Below are 16,385 nucleotides of genomic sequence, written 5' to 3'. Positions count from 1 at the left end.
CCATGCCACGGGTGCGCTACTTCAGGCTGAACGAGGACGTCCGAGCTGGGTACTGGTACCTGGGAGATCCCCAGGACGCGCAGGGTCATGAGATCGAGGACCCTTATGTCTTCACGGCGGGACAGCCTGTCCGAGTCGAGGGTCGTCTCTCGATGCCAATCAACGAGCCAGGCAAGGCGTTGGATTTCTGCATCGCGGGCACAGGTGCGGTGCCCGTCGTCCATATCAAGATGGCTTCGCTCTTCGCGGAGTTGGCTCCGGACGACGTGCAACTCATCCCAGTCGACATCCAGGGGAAGCCGGACCAGTACCTCATCCTGGTTGTCACGAAGCGCTTTCGCTGTATCGACGACGAAGCGTCCGAAGAGGTGCGTTACTGGCTGCCCGAACATGGCCAGCCAGACCGTGTGGGTGACTACAAATCCGTGATGGGGCTTCGCATCGACCCCTCCAAGGTGGGCGATGCCAAGATCTTCCGCACGGAAGGTTGGGACATCGCCCTCATCGTCTCAGAGGACATCAAGGAGTCCCTGGAGCGGCTGAAGCCCACGGGCGCGAAGTTCACTCCCGTGTGACGGAGCGGTCGAAGGCCCGGTCGTCCACCGAGGGAGGTGCGCCGGCGCACGGGTGCCGGGGGGATGGAGCGTTCCCAACGTACTCAGGTTTCCCGGACGGGCCCGTGGCCCCCGAGCAAGGAGAACAGGGAATGAACTCCGTGACGCTGACCGAGCAACCGGACCTCCTCAAGGCGGCGGCCTTGCTGCCTCCTCGCCTGTCATTGGGCTCGACCATGGTGGTGCATGGCATCGCCAAGCTGCGCAAGGAGGGCACCGAGCAGCACGCGGGCTTCTTCGAACAGCTCGGCCTCAAGCCGGCCAGGCCCCTGGTTCTGGCCACGGGCGTGACCGAAGTCCTCGCGGGCGTGGGCGCCATCCTGGGCATCGCGACCCGACCCGCGGCGGTGGCCGTGCTCGTCACCCAGGCGTTCGCCATCGCGAAGGTCCATGGCTCCAAGGGCTTCGACAACACCAAGGGCGGCTTCGAGTTCAACCTCGCCCTGTGCGCCATCGCCCTCGGGTTGCTCCTGCGGGGTCCAGGTCGGCTGTCCGTGCACAGCGCCGTGGAGTCGAAGGTGAAGCGAAAGGAGCTCCGGCGATTCAAGCTGCTGCCACGTCAGCGCCGGGGCTCCAGGCTCCTGGACCTGCTGGGCTAGGCGTGGGCGGGTGGGTCGGCGGGGCTGCCCGCCTGCCCGCTGAAGTCACAGGCACACGGGGGCTGTCCCTGGAGGGCCCCAAGGCTCGTAAGATGCCCGAGCCATGCTCCCGTCCGCTTTCGTCCTGCTCGCGCTCGCCACCTCATCGGGCCCCTCCTCGGAGCTCGTGCCCGACGTCGCCCACAAGTTCTCCACAACGCCCATGGGCCGGAGCGCCGAGCTGTTGTCCTCGGCCGGCTCACGGTCCGTGCGCAGCGCGTGGGAGGTGGAGGCGCTCGCCAACGCCGCTCAGCGCGCCGGTGAGGAGTCAGCGCGCGCGGTGGTGAGGGGCATGGCCGTGGGCGCCAGGATGGCGAGCCCGGGACCGAGCGCGTCCTCCGCCGTGATGAGCGTGGGAGCGCATGCGGTGCGCTCCGGACTGAGCGCGTCGAGCGTGGCCGACGTGATGAGCGCGGGAGCACGCTCGGTCATGGTCTCGACGACCTCGCGAGCTCCGGTGGCCCTGGCTTCCTCGACCCCCTCGTCGACCGATTCCACGGTGCAGCCCGCTGCGGCGGGAGGTCTCTCGGACATCGGGAACGCGGCCGCGCGAGCCGGTGCCGGTGCGCTCCAGGCCGCGGTCCTGGCCTTGAGCTCGGGTGACTCGTTCGCCCCGAACCCCGAGGCCGCCGAGCTGCACTACGCCCGTGGCCTCGAGGCCCTCCAGCAGAAGAACACCCCCGTCGCCATCCAGGAGCTGTCCTCGTGCGTGAAGGCCCTGCCCACGCGCGTGGACTGCCGCTGGGAGCTGGGCTGGGCCTACTCGGTGGAAGGCCGCTGGGCGGACTCGCTCACGCAGTGGACCGAGGTCCAGAAGCTCGCGCCCGAGCACCCGGACCTCGAGACCGCGCTGGCCCAGGCCCGAGGGCAGGCCGCGCTCCAGGCGAAGCTCAACCAGTCACCCGCCGCCAGCAACCGCCCTCCCCCGCCGCTCGATGCCAAGGTCCGCATCCGCGCCGTGGGCGACATGATGCTCGGCACCACCGTCCCCGAGGGAAACCTGCCACCGGATGGCGCCAGCAGCGTGATTGCCGGTGTGCGCTCGCTGATGGAGGACGCGGACGTCACCTTCGCGAACGTCGAGGGCCCGCTGTGCGACAACGGCTCGACGAAGAAGTGCCGCTCGTCCAGGAACTGCTACGCGTTCCGTTCGCCCACGGCCTACGGCCAGGTGTTCAAGGACGCGGGCGTGGACCTCGCGTCCACGGCGAACAACCACTCGGGTGACTTCGGCGAACTGTGCCGTCGCGAGACGGAGGCCACGCTCGATGCGCTCGGCATCGCGTGGAGCGGGCCGCCGGGCTCGGTGGCGACGGTGGAGCGCAACGGGCTGCGCATCGGCATGGTGGCGTTCCACACGTCGCCCTCGTGCAACCACCTCAACAACACGGAGACCGCCACGGCGCTGGTGCGCGCGGCGGCCGTCGAGCACGACATCGTCATCGTCTCCTTCCACGGTGGCGCGGAGGGTGGCAAGGCGCTGCATGTCCCGCAGGGCCGTGAGATGTTCTTCGGCGAGGACCGAGGTGACTTGAGGCTCTTCACGCACGCGATGGTGGACGCGGGTGCGCACGTGGTCATCGGCCACGGTCCCCACGTCGTGCGCGGCATGGAGTTCTACAAGGGCCGCCTCATCGCGTACTCGCTGGGGAACTTCGCGACCTATGGGCGGTTCAACCTGAAGGGTCCGCAGGGGCTCGGCATGGTGCTCGAGGTGGAACTGGACCGCGAGGGTGCCTTCACCGGCGGCCGCGTGCTGGCCACGAAGCAGGTGGACAAGGGCATCGCGGTCCCCGACGAGAAGGGCGCCGTCATCAAGCTGCTGAGGGATTTGTCCGCCGAGGACTTCCCCGGCTCGGCGGCGCGCATCTCCGAGGACGGCACCATCCTCCCGAGCGGGAAGGGTCCCGTCTCCGCGCGCTCCGCTCCCGTGCGTCGCTGAGCGCGTTCCAGGTCGTGTCGCGAGGCCGAGCCCTTCGGAGGCTCGGCGCCGTCCTCCGCCGCGACGAGTCGCGCGTTGCTCCGCGTGCCGACCGCGGGTGGTGAAGGCCCGGCACCGTGTCACGACGAACGTCCCGCTTTGCTCGATGAATGGAGCGCATGGGCGGCACGTGACCTCGTCATCCTCGCAACGTGCAATCCGTGCGACTCGTTGCTCCTCATCGAAGCCACGGTGTCACTGCGCGCCCGTCTCCGCACGCGAGCCCCGCTGTCCCGACAGGCGCGCACTCTCGCGCACGCGGAAACTCACGGAGCTTCCTCGAAAAACACTGAGTGAGCCCGCGCACAGGCACTGTGCCGCCCGCGCCGCGCGCGAACTGTGTGTCACGAAGACGCGGCGAGCGTCGTCGGTGGTTTCGTCATCCACCCCACGCTGAAGCCTGGCTGCTGGCCCCTCTGCCACCCGCGTGATTGCGGCCCCAATGATGACGCGGCTCGCGAGAGCGCGTCGTCGGCGCGTGCGGTACAAGGAACTCGCCGTGCGCGCACTTCGACTGCCCCATCTCTCTTCGCTTCGCGCCTTCGAGCACCCCGGCTATCTCGCGGTCTGGCTGGGCGCCCTCATCTCCAACATCGGCACCTGGATGGAGACGGTGGCGATGGGCGTGTACGTCACGCAGGAGACGGGCCGCGCCGAGTGGACCGGCGGCATCGTCGCCCTCGCCTTCCTGCCCTCCGTCATCCTGTCGCCGCTCGGCGGCGCGCTCGCGGACCGCTTCGACCGCCGCGTCTACGTGGCGCTGGGCATCGCCGTGCAGCTGGTGCTGGCCGCGGTGCTCACCGTGCTCGCCTTCATCGGCGAGCTCACCGTGCCCATCGTCGGTGTCGTCACGCTGCTCAACGGCTGCGCGAGCACGCTGACGAACCCGGCCTTCTCCGCGATGCTCGCGGAGCTCGTCCCGCCCCGTGATTTGCACAGCGCCATGAGCCTCAACTCGGCGCAGTACAACCTGGGGCGCATCGTGGGCCCGCTGCTCGCGGCGCTGGTGCTCCAGATGGGCGGCGCGTCGTGGGCGCTGCTCATCAACACGCTGTCCTTCGTCGCGAGCCTCATCGCCCTGTCCCGCGTGACGCTGCCCTCGCGCGACACGCCGCGCACGAAGGAGAGCCTGTGGGCCGGCATCACCCGAGGCGTCTCCGTCGCCCGCGCGGACGAGGACATCTCCCGCGTGCTCTGGGGCACGCTGTTCGTGGCCGCGCTCGTGGCGCCGTTCATCGGCCTGGTGCCCGTCTTCGCCATCAACGTCTTCGGCCAGGGCGCCGCCGCGACGTCGCTGCTCGTCGCCTGCCAGGGCGCGGGCGCGGTGGTGGCCGCCGTCGTCGTGGGCACCCTCGCGGATGCGCTGGGCCACCGCAAGCTCCTGGGCTTCGCCGCCATGTCCATCGGCGTGGTGTCCGCGGTGTACTGGATGTCGCCCACGCTCACCGTGGCCGCGGCCGTCATCTTCCTGCTCGGCGCCAACTACCTCACGCTGATGAGCGGCCTGCACGCCTTCGCCACCTCGCGAGTGCCCCGCGACATGCAGGCGCGCGTCAGCAGCCTCTACAGCATGGTGCTCGGCGGAGGGTACGCCGCGGGCGTCTGGGCCCTGGGCGCGCTCGCGGACCGCGTGGGGGTGCGCTTCGTCACCGTCACCGCCAGCGTCATCTTCCTGGCCCTGGTGCTGACGCTGCGCCTGCTCAGCCCGCGCAGCTTCGACGACTCGCGCGCCTGAGCCCCCGCACCCCGGGTGCCCGCCCGCTCCACGATGAGGCCGGTGCCCGGGGTCCACCTCCGGACATGAATATCGGTTCAGGTGCCGAAGGGCCTGCGTCCCGGCGACCCGCGCGCTACACACGGACGCTGACGACCCCCTCCCGAGGAGCGCATGCCCATCCGTCCGTCCGTCCTGGCCCTGTTCGCCCTGCTCTGGGTGGCCCCTCCCGCCCTCGCCCAGTCCAAGGCCCCCGTCGAGCCGCTCGGCACCGCGCTGGAAGGTCTGCCCTCCGCGTTCCCCGTGCAGTACCTGTCCACCCAGGTCGAGGGCCAGGACGTGCGCCTCGCCTACCTGGACGTGAAGCCCACCGCGCGCGCCAATGGCCGCACCGTGGTGCTCCTGCACGGCAAGAACTTCTTCGGCGCCTACTGGGAGCCCACCCTCCGCGCGCTCACCGCCGCGGGCTTCCGCGTCGTCGCCCCGGACCAGCTCGGCTTCGGCCGCTCGTCCAAGCCCGACGTCCACTACAGCTTCCACACGCTCGCGTCGCTCACGAAGCAGGTGCTCGACTCGCTCGGCATCAAGCAGGCCGTCATCCTCGGCCACTCCATGGGCGGCATGCTCGCCACCCGCTTCGCCCTCATGTACCCGCAGGCCACCGAGCGCCTCATCCTCGAGAACCCCATCGGCCTCGAGGACTACCGCGAGAAGGCCCCCTGGCAGCCCACCGAGGCCTATTACAAGGAGCAACTCGCGGTGACGGAGGAGTCCACCCGCAAGTACCACCACACGTACTACGTGAAGTGGAAGCCCGAGTACGACGTCTGGGTCCAGGTCCTCTACCGCCAGACGCTCGGCGGTGACTACCCGCGCCTGGCCCAGGTCGCCGCCCGGACGTCGCAGATGATCTACGAGCAGCCCGTCGTCCACGAGTTCCCGTGGGTCAAGCCGCGCGCCCTCGTCGTCATCGGCCAGGAGGACCGCACCTTCATCGGCCGAGGCAAGGTGCCCGCCGACGTCGCCGCGACGATGGGCCAGTACCCCCAGCTCGGGAAGAAGACCGCCCAGGCCATCCCCCAGGCCACCCTCGTGGAGCTGCCCGGCGTGGGCCACATCCCCCACCTCGAGGCCCCCGAGAAGTTCCACGCCGCCGTGCTCGACTTCCTCGCGAAGTAGCCCCTGTGGGCAACTTGGGGACGCGGGACACACTCCCGGCATGAGCGCACCCTCCTCGGGTTCACGGGTTAAAGTCCGTGAATCCGGGGCTCACGGCCCTGACGCATCTCGAGGGGGCGTGGATGAAGAAGCTGCTCGGGCCGATGCTGTACACGACCACCCAGCCGTCGCAGGACCGGTGGTCGTTCTTCGTGAACCTGTACCTGTCGGCGGACGCGGTAGACGCGGCGAGGCTCCCCCGGCTGCGCCTGCGCGCCTCGGACGGCACGGTGCTGCCGGACACCGTCGTGGCCCCTCCCCGGCGGGTGGCGGACTTCTCCACGCTGGAGGGCCGGGCGGCGGGCGTGCTGTGGCGCTGGGAGGTGACGCTCGCGCGCGAGGACAAGGCCCGGCGGGTGACGTACCGCTTCGAGCCGGTGGACGCGGGCGAAGTGCTGGAGGAGGTGGACTTCTCCGCGCCGCACCAGCCGCCCCGGCCGTGGAACCAGGACTCGCTGGGGACGGTGGTGGTGCCCGCGAGGGGCGCGCTGCCCAAGGCGGCCTTCTTCTCCTGCAACGGCGCGAGCGACGCGAAGACGTGGAGCTCGGTGATGCGGATGAAGCGGCCCTTCGGCTGCTGGATGGACATGCTCGCCCAGCACGAGGAGCCCACGGAGGGCGGCTTCGAGCTGCTGCTGGGTGGCGGCGACCAGGTGTACGCGGACTCGCTGCTGGACCACGAGCCGCTGGTGGAGTTCCGCAAGCGCGAGCTGGAGCAGAAGCTCAACCGCGACTTCGGTCCGCCCAAGGGCTTCCACGAGCAGATGCTCGCGCGCTACGTGGAGCTGTACTGCGAGCGGTGGGGAGGCTCGGCGGGCATCGCCCCCATGCTGGCGCGGGTGCCGGGCCTCTTCACGTGGGATGACCACGACATCTTCGACGGCTGGGGCTCGCACGAGTCCCTGCAGGCCTGCGAGTGGTTCGAGTCCATCTACAGCGCCGCCGCGCTCGCGTTCGAGGCGTTCCAGTTGGGCGCGCTGCGAGGCTCCGAGAAGCCGACGCGTCGCAGGCCCTGCGAGGGGCACTATCTGCAGTCCGTGCGCTTCGCGGGCGCCGAGTGCGACGTGGACGTGCTCGCGTTGGACCTGCGCAGCGGGCGCACGTACCGGCGGCAGACGAACGGGAAGATGGCGCACGAGGTGATGAGCCCGGAGCAGTGGAACACGCTGGATGCGTGGCGCCAGGAGCACGCGAGGCGGGGCGCGAACAAGCCCCGGCACGTGCTGGTGCTGTCATCGGTGCCGCTGGTGCACCTGCGCTTCGGGCCCTCGGTGGAGACGATGGGCGGGGACACCGAGATGCACGACGACATGCTGGACCAGTGGGAGTCGGTGGCGCACCGGGGCGAGCGCATCCGGTTGATGGTGGACCTGCTCCAGTTGGCGAAGGCGTCGTGCTGCGCGGTGACGGTGGTGTCCGGGGACGTGCACGTGGGGGCGCGAGGGCTCATCCGCTCGCGCAACCCGGAGCACGTGCCGGCGGGGCTCGCGGAGGCGGCCATCGAGCAGGTGACGTCCTCGGGCATCGTCCACCCGCCGCCGAGCATGCTCCAGTTCATGGGCATGCGGATGCTGGCCGAGGAGTCGGTGGACGACCTGCCCTCGTACATGCAGACGGAGATGCTGCCGGTGGGCAAGAGCCGCTACCTGCGCGAGCGCAACTGGCTGTCGTTGAGGGTGGAGCCCGCGCGCTCGAAGACGTCGCGGCCCAAGCTGTGGCTGCGCTGGGAGGCCGAGCACACCGCGCTGTCCATGCAGGTGGTGGTGGAGCCTCCGCCGCTCGCGCCGATGACGGGGGCGTGAGCCGGCCCGTCCACCTGGCATGCGGCCGGGCCCCGCTGTCGTTGGCCGGAGCTTGGTGTGCGCCCGCGTCGCTCCGACATTGAGCCCATGGGGAGTGGGCGCGGGGATGCACCTCGCGCCCTTCGCGCGAGGAGCGCCACATGGGCACCGACAACAAGAAGAACGACCCCTCGAAGGGTGGCAAGGCCTCGGGACATCGGCCCACCTTCGCGAAGGACCGCGTGGAGCGCGGTCTGGAGGCGGATGACACCCGGCCGCTCTACGCGGCGGACTCCATCCACAGCACCCAGGAGGCGAAGTTCGCGCTCGACAGTGACGCGCCCGTGGGCGGCGACGTGCCCGACATCCGCAGCCCCATCGACGAGGCGGACGAACTGGAGCGCGAGCGGCGCGGACGTGAGCGCTCGCTGGAGCGACAAATCGAGGAGGGCGACTGACGCGGCGTCAGCGCCTCTTCGCCCGAGGTTCGCGGAGGCGTCGCGCGGCGCTGACGAGACAGGCTCGACCGTGAAGCGCGCCATGCGGGACGGTCGCTCACGCGAGCGAGGCTGCATCGCGTGGGCCGTGCTCCGCCCGGAGGACACGCGGGGTGGAGCGAAGCGGCTCTCGAGGACTACGTCCCCGCGAGCTTCACGCCGTGCGGGACGGCCGCTCATGCGAGCGAGGCCGCGTCGGGTGAGCCGTGCTCCGCCCGCAAGACACACCGGGCGGAGCGAAGCGACTCTGGGAGACTACGGCCCCGCGCGCGTCACGCCGGGCTGGGTGTCCGGCTCCACGGGCACGAGCTTGCCCAGGTTGAGCGGCGACACCTGCTCCTGGATGAGGAGCGGGTCACCCACGAGCACGATTTGCAGCGTGGCCGGGTCCAGGTACTTCTCGGCCGCGCGCTGCACGTCCGCGGCGGTGGCGGTGCGCAGCCCCTCCACGGTGCGATTGAACTCGTCCATCGGCCGGCGCTTGCGGAACAGCTGCGACGCGCTGGAGCCCAGGCCCTCCACCGACTCGAAGGCGCCGGGGAAGGCGCGGATGAGGCCCTCGCGCGCGGCCTCCAGCTCCTTCTCGGTGATGGGCCGCGACTTCAGCCCCGTCACCTCACCCATCGCCTCCTTCACCGCGGGCCCCGTCACGTCCGAGCGCACCGACGCATATGACGTGAGCGGTCCCACGCCCAGCCGCGGGTCCAGGCTGGCGCCCGCGCCGTAGCTGTAGCCCTTGTCCTCGCGCAGGTTCATGTTGAGCCGGCTGCCGAAGAAGCCGCCGAACACGGTGGTGGCCAGCTCCAGCGAGAACTCATCCGGGTTGCCCGCGGCGATGGCCGGCCGACCCATGATGACCACCGTCTGGTCCAGGCCCGGCTTGGGCACCACGTTCACCTGCTCGCGGTTCACGAGCTTCGGCGTGGGCGGCGCGGCCGGCAGCGTGGCCTGCGACTTCCAGGTGCCGAAGTGCTTCTTGGCGTAGGCCACCGCCTCGTCCAGCGTGACGTCGCCCGTCATCACCAGCGCCGCGGCGGCCGGGCCGACGTGCTTCTTGTAGAAGCCCTGCACGTCCTCCAGCGACAGCGCCTGCACGGTGTCCGGCATGCCCGCCGCGGAGTGCCCGTACGGGTGCGCGCTGCCGAAGGCGGACGACAGGAAGACAATCTGCCCCAGCGCGGTGGGCTGTCCCAGCCGGCGCACCAGGTCCGCCAGCTGCTGCTTCTTCCTGCGCTCGAAGGCCTTGGGCGCGAAGGTGGGCCGCAGCGTCACGTCCGACAAGAGTCCCAGCGCCGCGTCCACGTTGCGCGTCAGCACGCGCACGCCCACCTGGGCGCCGTCCGCGGCGACATCCTGGAAGGGCGACACGCCCAAATCACCGAAGGCGTTGTCCAGGGCCACGGTGTCTCGGCCGCCCGCGCCCTCCAGCAGCATGCGGTACGTCAGGTCCGCCAGGCCCTGCTTGCCCGCGGGGTCCTGAGCGCTGCCCGCCGCGAAGGTGATGCCCGCGAACACCAGTGGCAGCTCGCGCCGGGTGCTCACCAGCACGGTGAGCCCGTTGTCGAGCGTGGCCTTCTGGAAGCTGGGCAGCACCAGCTCCGGCGGCTTGCCCGGCTCGGGCTTCGTCGCGCGGAAGGCCTCGGCGTCCGCCGGTGCCGTGGGCTGCGTGGCCTGGGGCGGGGTGGCCGGATTCTCGCTGGCGGCGGGCTTCTGCTGGCTGGCGCAGCCGGCGAGGGAGACGGTGACGAGGGTGGTGATGAGGCGGCGCATCAGCGGCGCTCCTTCGGTTCGACGGGTGCCTGCTTCCGGGCGGGCGGCACGGCGTGGAGGATGACGCGTGAATCAGGGCTCAGGGTCTCTTGGGCGAACTGCTTCACCGCCTCCGGCGTCACCGTCTCGTAGCGCGACAAATCCTGCGCCACGTAGCTGGGCTCGCCGACGAAGTGGTTGTAGCTCTGGAGCACGTCCGCCTTGCCGCCGAAGCCGCCGATGGACTGCAGCCCCGCGAGCGTGCGCGTGTCGAAGCGGGTGCGCGCGCGCTGAATCTCCTCGGCGGAGATGCCGTTCTTGCGCACGTCGTCCAGCACCGCGTCCACTTCCTTCTGAATCGTGTCCGTGGACACACCGGGCCGGGCCACCACGTTGAGCGTGAAGACCGACTGCGCGCCCTGGCTCTGCTGCGTCACGTCCACGCTCTGCGCCAGCTGCTTGTCCAGCACGAGCCGGCGGTACAGCCGGCTGGCCTTGCCCGTGCCCAGGGCGGTGGCGAGCACGTCCGCGGTGGCGTCGCCCTGCTCGAAGTACGCGGGCGTCAGCCACTGCATGGAGAGCAGCGGCAGCTGCGCGATGCGCTCCTCGTGACGGATGACCACGGGCTTGGTGAGCTTCACCGGCGCGACGGTGGGGCGCGTGGGCTTGGGGTGGCTGGGCAGCGAGCCGAAGTACTTCTCGATGAGGGCCTTCGTCTTCGCCACGTCGAAGTCACCCACGACGGCGAGCGTGGCGTTGGAGGGCGCGTACCACTTGCGGAAGAAGTCCTTCACGTCGTCCAGCGTGGCGGCGTCCAGGTCCTTCATCGAGCCGATGACGTCCCCGTGGTACGGGTGCGGCAGCGGGAACAGCGCGTGCCACGCGGCCTCGCGGGCCAGGCCGTACGGCGCGGCCTCGGTGCCCTGACGACGCTCGTTCTTGACCACTTCCTTCTGGGTGGCCAGCTTCTCGGGCGTCATCGCATCGAGCAGGAAGCCCATGCGGTCGCTCTCCAGCCAGAGGGCGGTCTCCAGGTGGTGGGTGGGCACCGTCTCGAAGTAGTTGGTGCGGTCGAAGCTGGTGGTGCCGTTGAGGTCGGTGGCGCCCAGCTGCTCCAGCATGGAGATGTGCACGTCGTCGGCCACGTTGCGCGAGCCCTGGAACATCATGTGCTCGAACAGGTGGGCGAAGCCGGTGCGGCCGGGCTGCTCGTGGTAGGCGCCCACGTGGTACCAGACGTTGACGGAGACGACGGGCAGCTTGCGGTCCACGGACAGGATGACCTCCAGTCCGTTGGGCAGGGTGTATTTCTCGTAGGGGATGGCGAGCGCTTCGCGCCCGGGCTCCAACGGCTTCGCCTCTTGAGGGGATTGGGCGAGCGCCGGGAGCCCGAACAGGACGAGGGCTGCGGCGACGAGGGCCTTCATTCGGGACAAGGTTCCTCCGGGGGCTTTTCGTGCCAGGAAATCACCTCTCGCGCTTAGCACGCGTGCCTCGGGGCGTGGGCAAGGAATGACCGGGGGAATGGGGGGAGGGCCGCAACTGTTGAGGGCCGCGCTCGGGCGGGGCGAGGTGCGGCGTGACTCGTGGCCGCGCTGTCCGGCCCGTCGTGTCACACTGGGGCCATGGTCTCCTCCGTCGGTGTCGTGCCCCGCTGCGCGGTCCATCCCGAGGAGGAAGCGGGGGCGACCTGTCAGCGCTGTGGCGCGTTCACCTGTGACACGTGCGCGACGTGGGTGATGGGCGTGCTGTATTGCGCCACCTGCGCGGCCCGGCCGGAGGTGAACTACCTGGAGGTCTTCCGCCAGGAGCGCTGGGGCCAGCGTGACGCGAATGCGTGGACGGTGGCGGGCGGCACGCTGCTGCTCGTCGGCCTGGCGGCGCTGGCCATGTACCTGGAGGAGTGGAGGCTGGTGCCGTTGCTGCTCGGCGCCGTGGGCGTGGGCGTGGCGTTCTTCCTGGGACAGTCGTGGGCGAGGCCGGGCCTGGTGCTCACGCCCGTCGTCGGAGGGCTCTGGGCCACGTCGCTGTATGGCCCGGGAGCGCTGGTGGCCGCGTTCCTGATGTTCATCTCCTCGCTGCAGATCTTCCTCGACACGCGCACCCGGCTCTTCTTCCGCGTGGAGGTGTCCGAGAAGGACCTGCGGCGGCTGTGGAACCTCCAGGTGAACAACCCGCTGGCGAGGCATGCCTTGTCCGCGGGGATTTCGTCGGTGTTCTTCCCGTTGATGGTGCCCATGGCGTTGGTGCTCGGCGTCCTCGGCCTGCGGGCGGTGGATGCCAATGCGAGGCCGCCCATCGGGCGCAGGGGGCAGGCGCTGGCGGGCATCGCGCTGGGGCTGGGCGCGATTGCGCTGTGGGGGCTGGTGCTGTGGCGGCCGGTGTTGCAGGTCGTGTTCGACCGGTTGTTCGCCGACTGGCCCTGAGGGAGCGGGCGCGCCATGCGTCCGGGCCCTGGCATGTCGCCCCGGCGAAGGGCGGAGGTCCCGTGTCGTCCTCTCCGCCGGTGGTCACGGTGAGGAGGAAGGGAGGGCCACGACATGGCGAATGAAACCGAGGGGCAACAGCAGCCGGCGGACAGGCGTGCGAGCGAGGAGCTGCGCGCGAAGCGGCACGAGTCGAGGACGTCGCGCACGTATGCGTTCTTCCTCCGCGACCTGGAGGCGAGGGCGGGCGTCGACCGGGCGCTCGCGGAGCGGGCAGCGGAGTCGGTGCTCTGTACGCTGGAGCAGCGGCTGATGGGCGGAGAGGTGAAGCACCTGGAGGCGCAGCTTCCCCAGAAGGTCCGGGACATGCTGCAGCGGTGCCCGCGTCACGAGGGCCTGCCTCCTCGCAAGTTCAAGATGCTGGAGTTCGTGCAGATGGTCGCGGACGACCTGGACACCACGCCGAACGAGGCGGAGCGGCTGTGCCGTGCCGTGTTCGTCACGGTGCGCGAGCACATCTCCGAGGGCGAGGCCGATGACGTGATGGGCCAGCTCCCCGCGGACCTGCGAGCGCTGTGGATTCCGGACGTCTGAGGGGCCAAGGGCTACGGCTTCGCGAGCAGTGACGAGGCCAGTCGACGGAGGTCCTCGGAGTCATCGCGCGCGGCCACGTCGCGAAGCAGCTCGGGGGCCAGGGGCTCCACGGTGAGCACCTGGCCCAGCATCCGCACCAGCTCGGCGCGGACGCGGGGCTCGGGCTCCGTGCGCAGGCACTGCGCCACCGTGCGCAGATGCGGGCCCAAGACGCGCTGGGAAATCACGGCGGCGGCCTGCTCGCGGACAGCGGCGTCCTTGTCCGTCAGGAGGACCTCGTCCAGCAGGGACTCCACGCTCGCGCCCTTCATGGCGCCAAGGGCCCGAGCCGCCGCGGCGCGCACCTCGGGCGAGGTGTTCGCGAGCGACTTGCGAGCGTAGCCTTCTCCTCGGGACGAGCCTGTCTGGGCCAGCACGTGCAGACACTCCCGTGCGTCCAGTCGACTGGCTTCACAGCGACGAAGCAATCCATCGAGGAGCTCGGCGGCGCGGGCAGGCTCGGTGCGCTCGAGGCCTCGCGCCACGGCGCCGAACGCCTGTCCCACCGCGTCCTTCAACGCGGGCTCCGTCGTCATCCCCACGGCCTGGGCGAGTGCCCGAGCGAGCTCGCGGGAAGGCCGCTCCACCCTTCCCGCCGTCGCGGTCACGTCCCGCGCCAACGCGTGGGTCAGCTCCGGTGAGAGGGGCTCCCGCTTCGCCAGGGCGCGTGCCAGCATCTGAATCAACTTCGACGAGGGTGGCTCCACGCCTCCACCATCTGGTGGAACAGGCCGGGAGGTCTCCGGCGCGGAGAGCACCTCGGCGCTCCACCGCGCGGCATGGAAGTCCTTCAGCGTGCTCGCCGCGCGCTGCTCCGAGCCCAGGCGTGTCATCGCCACCCGCGTCTCCAGGCGCACCAGCGGCAGCCCCGTCGCGCCACCTCCGGACTCCACCACGTCCGAGCCCGTCACCTCGCGCACGAGCCCGTCCGCGTCGAGCGTGAAGTCCCAGTGCCCTCGTGGCCTCGGAACGACGAGCCCCGGCCCACGAGGTCCCGAGGGCGCCCACACGGGCACCGTCGTGCGCAGGTAGCGCCGCTTCGTCTTCACGTACGTGTGGGCGCTGCCTCCCGCGCGGTACTCCGCCTCGAAGTCGCCCGTGGTGTCCTCCTCCTCCGCGGTCCACGCGCGCCCCTCCTCCGCCACGAACTGGGTCGCCGCCACCAGCCGCCGCATGAAGCCTCGGGCCCGCGCACCCACCGACGGGTCGAAGTGCACGGCCACCACCCGTCCGCGCGCGTCCTGCGTCACGTACACGGGTCGCTCGAAGCTGGCGCGGAAGTCGCGCAGCGCTCCCTCCACGAGCGGCTCCGCGTCCACCACCCACGTGGGCTTCACCCGCGCCACGAAGAAGTGCTGCCCACCCTCCGTGCCCGCGTAGGCCACGGCGACCTCTCCGCTCCAACCGGAGTGGCGCCAGGTGCGCCCCGCCTCCGCGCCGGGGAGCTGCTCCGCCGTCCGCGTGTCCAGGTCGAAGCGGTAGCGGTGCGTCAGCCCCGCCTTCAGCAACCGCCGCGCCCCCTTCACCCCGAACGGGATGACGGGCGGCGTCAGCACGGGCGGCGGTGGAAAGCGCGGTGCGGGCGGGACGGGCGCGAGCGAGGGCCGCGCACGGGGCGCGTCCCTGGCGGACTCGAGACTCCACAGCCCCACAACCGCCAGCACGGCGAGCAGGGTCAGCAGGCCTTTGAGTCGAGGGGTCACGGCACCTGGGATACGGGCGCGCGGCCCGTTCCTGGTCGTACCGTGTGTGGGACGCGGTGGCCGACGGTGGGTGGGCGCTCAGTGCCCGCCGAGCCGCAGCTCCAGCTCCGCCAGCTCGCGCTTCACGGTGGGGTCCGACTCACGCAGGCCCTCCACCTTGCGCACCGCGGAGATGACCGTCGAGTGGTCCTTGCTGAAGCGCGACGCGATTTCAGGGAAGGAGCTCTTGGTCAGCTTGCGGCTCAGGTACATGGCCACCTGCCGCGCGTGCGCCAGGGCCTTGTGACGGCGGTCCTCCTTCAGCGACTCCACGGTGACCTTGTAGAAGCGGGCCACCTCGCGCTGGATGGCCTCCACGTCCACCACGTGCTGGGCGGGGAGGATGTCGCGGAGGACCTCGGCGGCGAACTCCTCCGTCACCGGCTGGCGCGTCAGGCTGTGCACCGCGGACAGCTTCACCAGCGCGCCCTCGAGCTCGCGCACGTTCTTCTGGATGTGCTTGGCGATGAAGTGCGCCACGGAGTCCGGCAGGTCCAGGTTCTCCGCCACCGCCTTCTTCTGGAGGATGGCCACGCGCGTCTCGTACGTGGGCTCGCGGATGTCCGTCATCAGGCCCATGGTGAAGCGGCTGCGCAGCCGCTCCTCCAGGCCCGGAATCTCCGCGGGCACCGTGTCACTCGTGAGGACGATGGCCTTGCCCAGCTCGTAGAGCGTGTTGAAGGTGTAGAAGAACTCCTTCTGCGTCTCCTCGCGCTTGCCCAGGAACTGGATGTCGTCGATGAGCAGCACGTCGCACTCCTCCCGGAACTTGCGCCGGAAGTCGGTCATGCGGTGCTCGCGCACGCTCTCCACGTACTCGTTGGTGAACTGCTCGCTGGAGAGGAACACCACGCGCTGCGAGGGGTCCTTCTCCCAGATGTGGTTGCCCACCGCCTGCAGCAGGTGCGTCTTCCCCAGGCCCGTGCCGCCGTAGATGTAGAGCGGGTTGTAGTGGTGGCCCGGCTTGTCCGACACCGCCTGCGCCGCGGCCGCCGGCAGCTGGTTGCTGTCCGCCACCACGAAGGTGCTGAACGTGAACCGGCCGTTGAGGCGCGAGGGCCGGCCCACATTGACCTTCACGGTGGGTGTGGGCGGGAACTGGGGGTCGGGGACGAGTCCCTCGACGACTTCATAGGTCACGGAGGACAGGCCGTCGCCCATCCGGGCCAGGTGTCCCTCGAGCAATCCGCGGTAGTGGTCGTCCACCCAGTCGCGGAAGAAGCGGTCGGGGACACCCAGCACGAGGGCGTTGTCTCGGACCTCCAACGCGCGCACCCGGTCCAACCACTGGAGCGCGTACTGACGGCCCTCCTGACGGATGGCCTCCAGCAACTTGTTCCAGAGAATTCCAGCACTTGGAAGGGGGGCGGAGGCCTGGGCGAGGGCGTTCAA

General features: G+C 70.3%; 13 protein-coding genes. 9 read left to right on the top strand and 4 right to left on the bottom strand.

The features are described 5' to 3' along the window. Positions 1-2: 2 nt before the first annotated feature. From AC6JA9_RS00065 to AC6JA9_RS00035, 7 genes are all read left to right on the top strand, one after another. On the top strand, positions 3-575 hold the full coding sequence (locus tag AC6JA9_RS00065; RefSeq protein ID WP_223749495.1) for an imm11 family protein: 573 nt from the start codon (positions 3-5) through the stop codon (positions 573-575). 131 nt (positions 576-706) lie between these two features. Next, complete coding sequence (locus tag AC6JA9_RS00060; protein ID WP_223749496.1) at positions 707-1,213, top strand: DoxX family protein; 507 nt, start codon at positions 707-709, stop codon at positions 1,211-1,213. 103 nt (positions 1,214-1,316) lie between these two features. Continuing rightward, a complete protein-coding gene (locus AC6JA9_RS00055; protein ID WP_267698642.1) occupies positions 1,317-3,194 on the top strand; it encodes a CapA family protein in 1,878 nt (625 codons plus the stop codon). Positions 3,195-3,732: 538 nt separating this feature from the next. Continuing rightward, positions 3,733-4,968: an MFS transporter gene (locus tag AC6JA9_RS00050; protein ID WP_141325262.1), complete on the top strand. Its 1,236-nt coding sequence runs from the start codon at positions 3,733-3,735 to the stop codon at positions 4,966-4,968. 153 nt (positions 4,969-5,121) lie between these two features. After that, a complete protein-coding gene (locus AC6JA9_RS00045; RefSeq protein ID WP_223784211.1) occupies positions 5,122-6,126 on the top strand; it encodes an alpha/beta fold hydrolase in 1,005 nt (334 codons plus the stop codon). A gap of 122 nt (positions 6,127-6,248) precedes the next feature. Next, on the top strand, positions 6,249-7,967 hold the full coding sequence (locus tag AC6JA9_RS00040; protein WP_408888562.1) for an alkaline phosphatase D family protein: 1,719 nt from the start codon (positions 6,249-6,251) through the stop codon (positions 7,965-7,967). A 140-nt stretch (positions 7,968-8,107) separates the two neighbouring features. Beyond that, positions 8,108-8,404 carry a hypothetical protein gene (locus AC6JA9_RS00035; protein ID WP_046710224.1) on the top strand — a complete coding sequence of 99 codons (297 nt, stop codon included), beginning with the start codon at positions 8,108-8,110 and terminating at the stop codon, positions 8,402-8,404. Positions 8,405-8,698: 294 nt separating this feature from the next. Here AC6JA9_RS00035 and AC6JA9_RS00030 read toward each other — a convergent pair whose 3' ends face one another. Both AC6JA9_RS00030 and AC6JA9_RS00025 read right to left on the bottom strand, forming a co-directional pair. Next, positions 8,699-10,213 (bottom strand): insulinase family protein, encoded by a 1,515-nt coding sequence (locus tag AC6JA9_RS00030; protein WP_497958887.1) that lies wholly within the window; start codon positions 10,211-10,213, stop codon positions 8,699-8,701. Then, positions 10,213-11,619 (bottom strand): M16 family metallopeptidase, encoded by a 1,407-nt coding sequence (locus AC6JA9_RS00025; protein WP_408888564.1) that lies wholly within the window; start codon positions 11,617-11,619, stop codon positions 10,213-10,215. The genes AC6JA9_RS00030 and AC6JA9_RS00025 overlap by 1 nt, the downstream gene beginning before the upstream one ends. Before the next feature lie 198 nt (positions 11,620-11,817). On the opposite strand from AC6JA9_RS00025, the gene AC6JA9_RS00020 reads away from it, so the two are divergent. Both AC6JA9_RS00020 and AC6JA9_RS00015 read left to right on the top strand, forming a co-directional pair. Continuing rightward, entirely contained in the window at positions 11,818-12,618 is an 801-nt protein-coding gene (locus AC6JA9_RS00020) for a B-box zinc finger protein (RefSeq protein ID WP_223749502.1), read from the top strand. A 114-nt stretch (positions 12,619-12,732) separates the two neighbouring features. Continuing rightward, on the top strand, positions 12,733-13,212 hold the full coding sequence (locus tag AC6JA9_RS00015) for a DUF2267 domain-containing protein (RefSeq protein ID WP_497958886.1): 480 nt from the start codon (positions 12,733-12,735) through the stop codon (positions 13,210-13,212). Positions 13,213-13,223: 11 nt separating this feature from the next. On the opposite strand, the gene AC6JA9_RS00010 is transcribed toward AC6JA9_RS00015, so the two are convergent. Then, a complete protein-coding gene (locus AC6JA9_RS00010; protein ID WP_223749504.1) occupies positions 13,224-14,954 on the bottom strand; it encodes a HEAT repeat domain-containing protein in 1,731 nt (576 codons plus the stop codon). A gap of 78 nt (positions 14,955-15,032) precedes the next feature. After that, complete coding sequence (gene dnaA / locus AC6JA9_RS00005; protein ID WP_141325253.1) at positions 15,033-16,385, bottom strand: chromosomal replication initiator protein DnaA; 1,353 nt, start codon at positions 16,383-16,385, stop codon at positions 15,033-15,035.

The organism is Myxococcus sp. MH1, from assembly GCF_059738865.1.
This window is presented reverse-complemented; position numbering and strand designations above follow the sequence as displayed.

Bases quoted from the DNA above. Each gene is read 5' to 3' on its own strand.
- AC6JA9_RS00065 (WP_223749495.1), top strand. From the start codon at position 3: ATGCCACGGGTGCGCTACTTCAGGCTGAACGAGGACGTCCGAGCTGGG.
- AC6JA9_RS00060 (WP_223749496.1), top strand. From the start codon at position 707: ATGAACTCCGTGACGCTGACCGAGCAACCGGACCTCCTCAAGGCGGCG.
- AC6JA9_RS00055 (WP_267698642.1), top strand. From the start codon at position 1,317: ATGCTCCCGTCCGCTTTCGTCCTGCTCGCGCTCGCCACCTCATCGGGC.
- AC6JA9_RS00045 (WP_223784211.1), top strand. From the start codon at position 5,122: ATGCCCATCCGTCCGTCCGTCCTGGCCCTGTTCGCCCTGCTCTGGGTG.
- AC6JA9_RS00040 (WP_408888562.1), top strand. From the start codon at position 6,249: ATGAAGAAGCTGCTCGGGCCGATGCTGTACACGACCACCCAGCCGTCG.
- AC6JA9_RS00035 (WP_046710224.1), top strand. From the start codon at position 8,108: ATGGGCACCGACAACAAGAAGAACGACCCCTCGAAGGGTGGCAAGGCC.
- AC6JA9_RS00030 (WP_497958887.1), bottom strand. From the start codon at position 10,213: ATGCGCCGCCTCATCACCACCCTCGTCACCGTCTCCCTCGCCGGCTGC.
- AC6JA9_RS00025 (WP_408888564.1), bottom strand. From the start codon at position 11,619: ATGAAGGCCCTCGTCGCCGCAGCCCTCGTCCTGTTCGGGCTCCCGGCG.
- AC6JA9_RS00020 (WP_223749502.1), top strand. From the start codon at position 11,818: ATGGTCTCCTCCGTCGGTGTCGTGCCCCGCTGCGCGGTCCATCCCGAG.
- AC6JA9_RS00015 (WP_497958886.1), top strand. From the start codon at position 12,733: ATGGCGAATGAAACCGAGGGGCAACAGCAGCCGGCGGACAGGCGTGCG.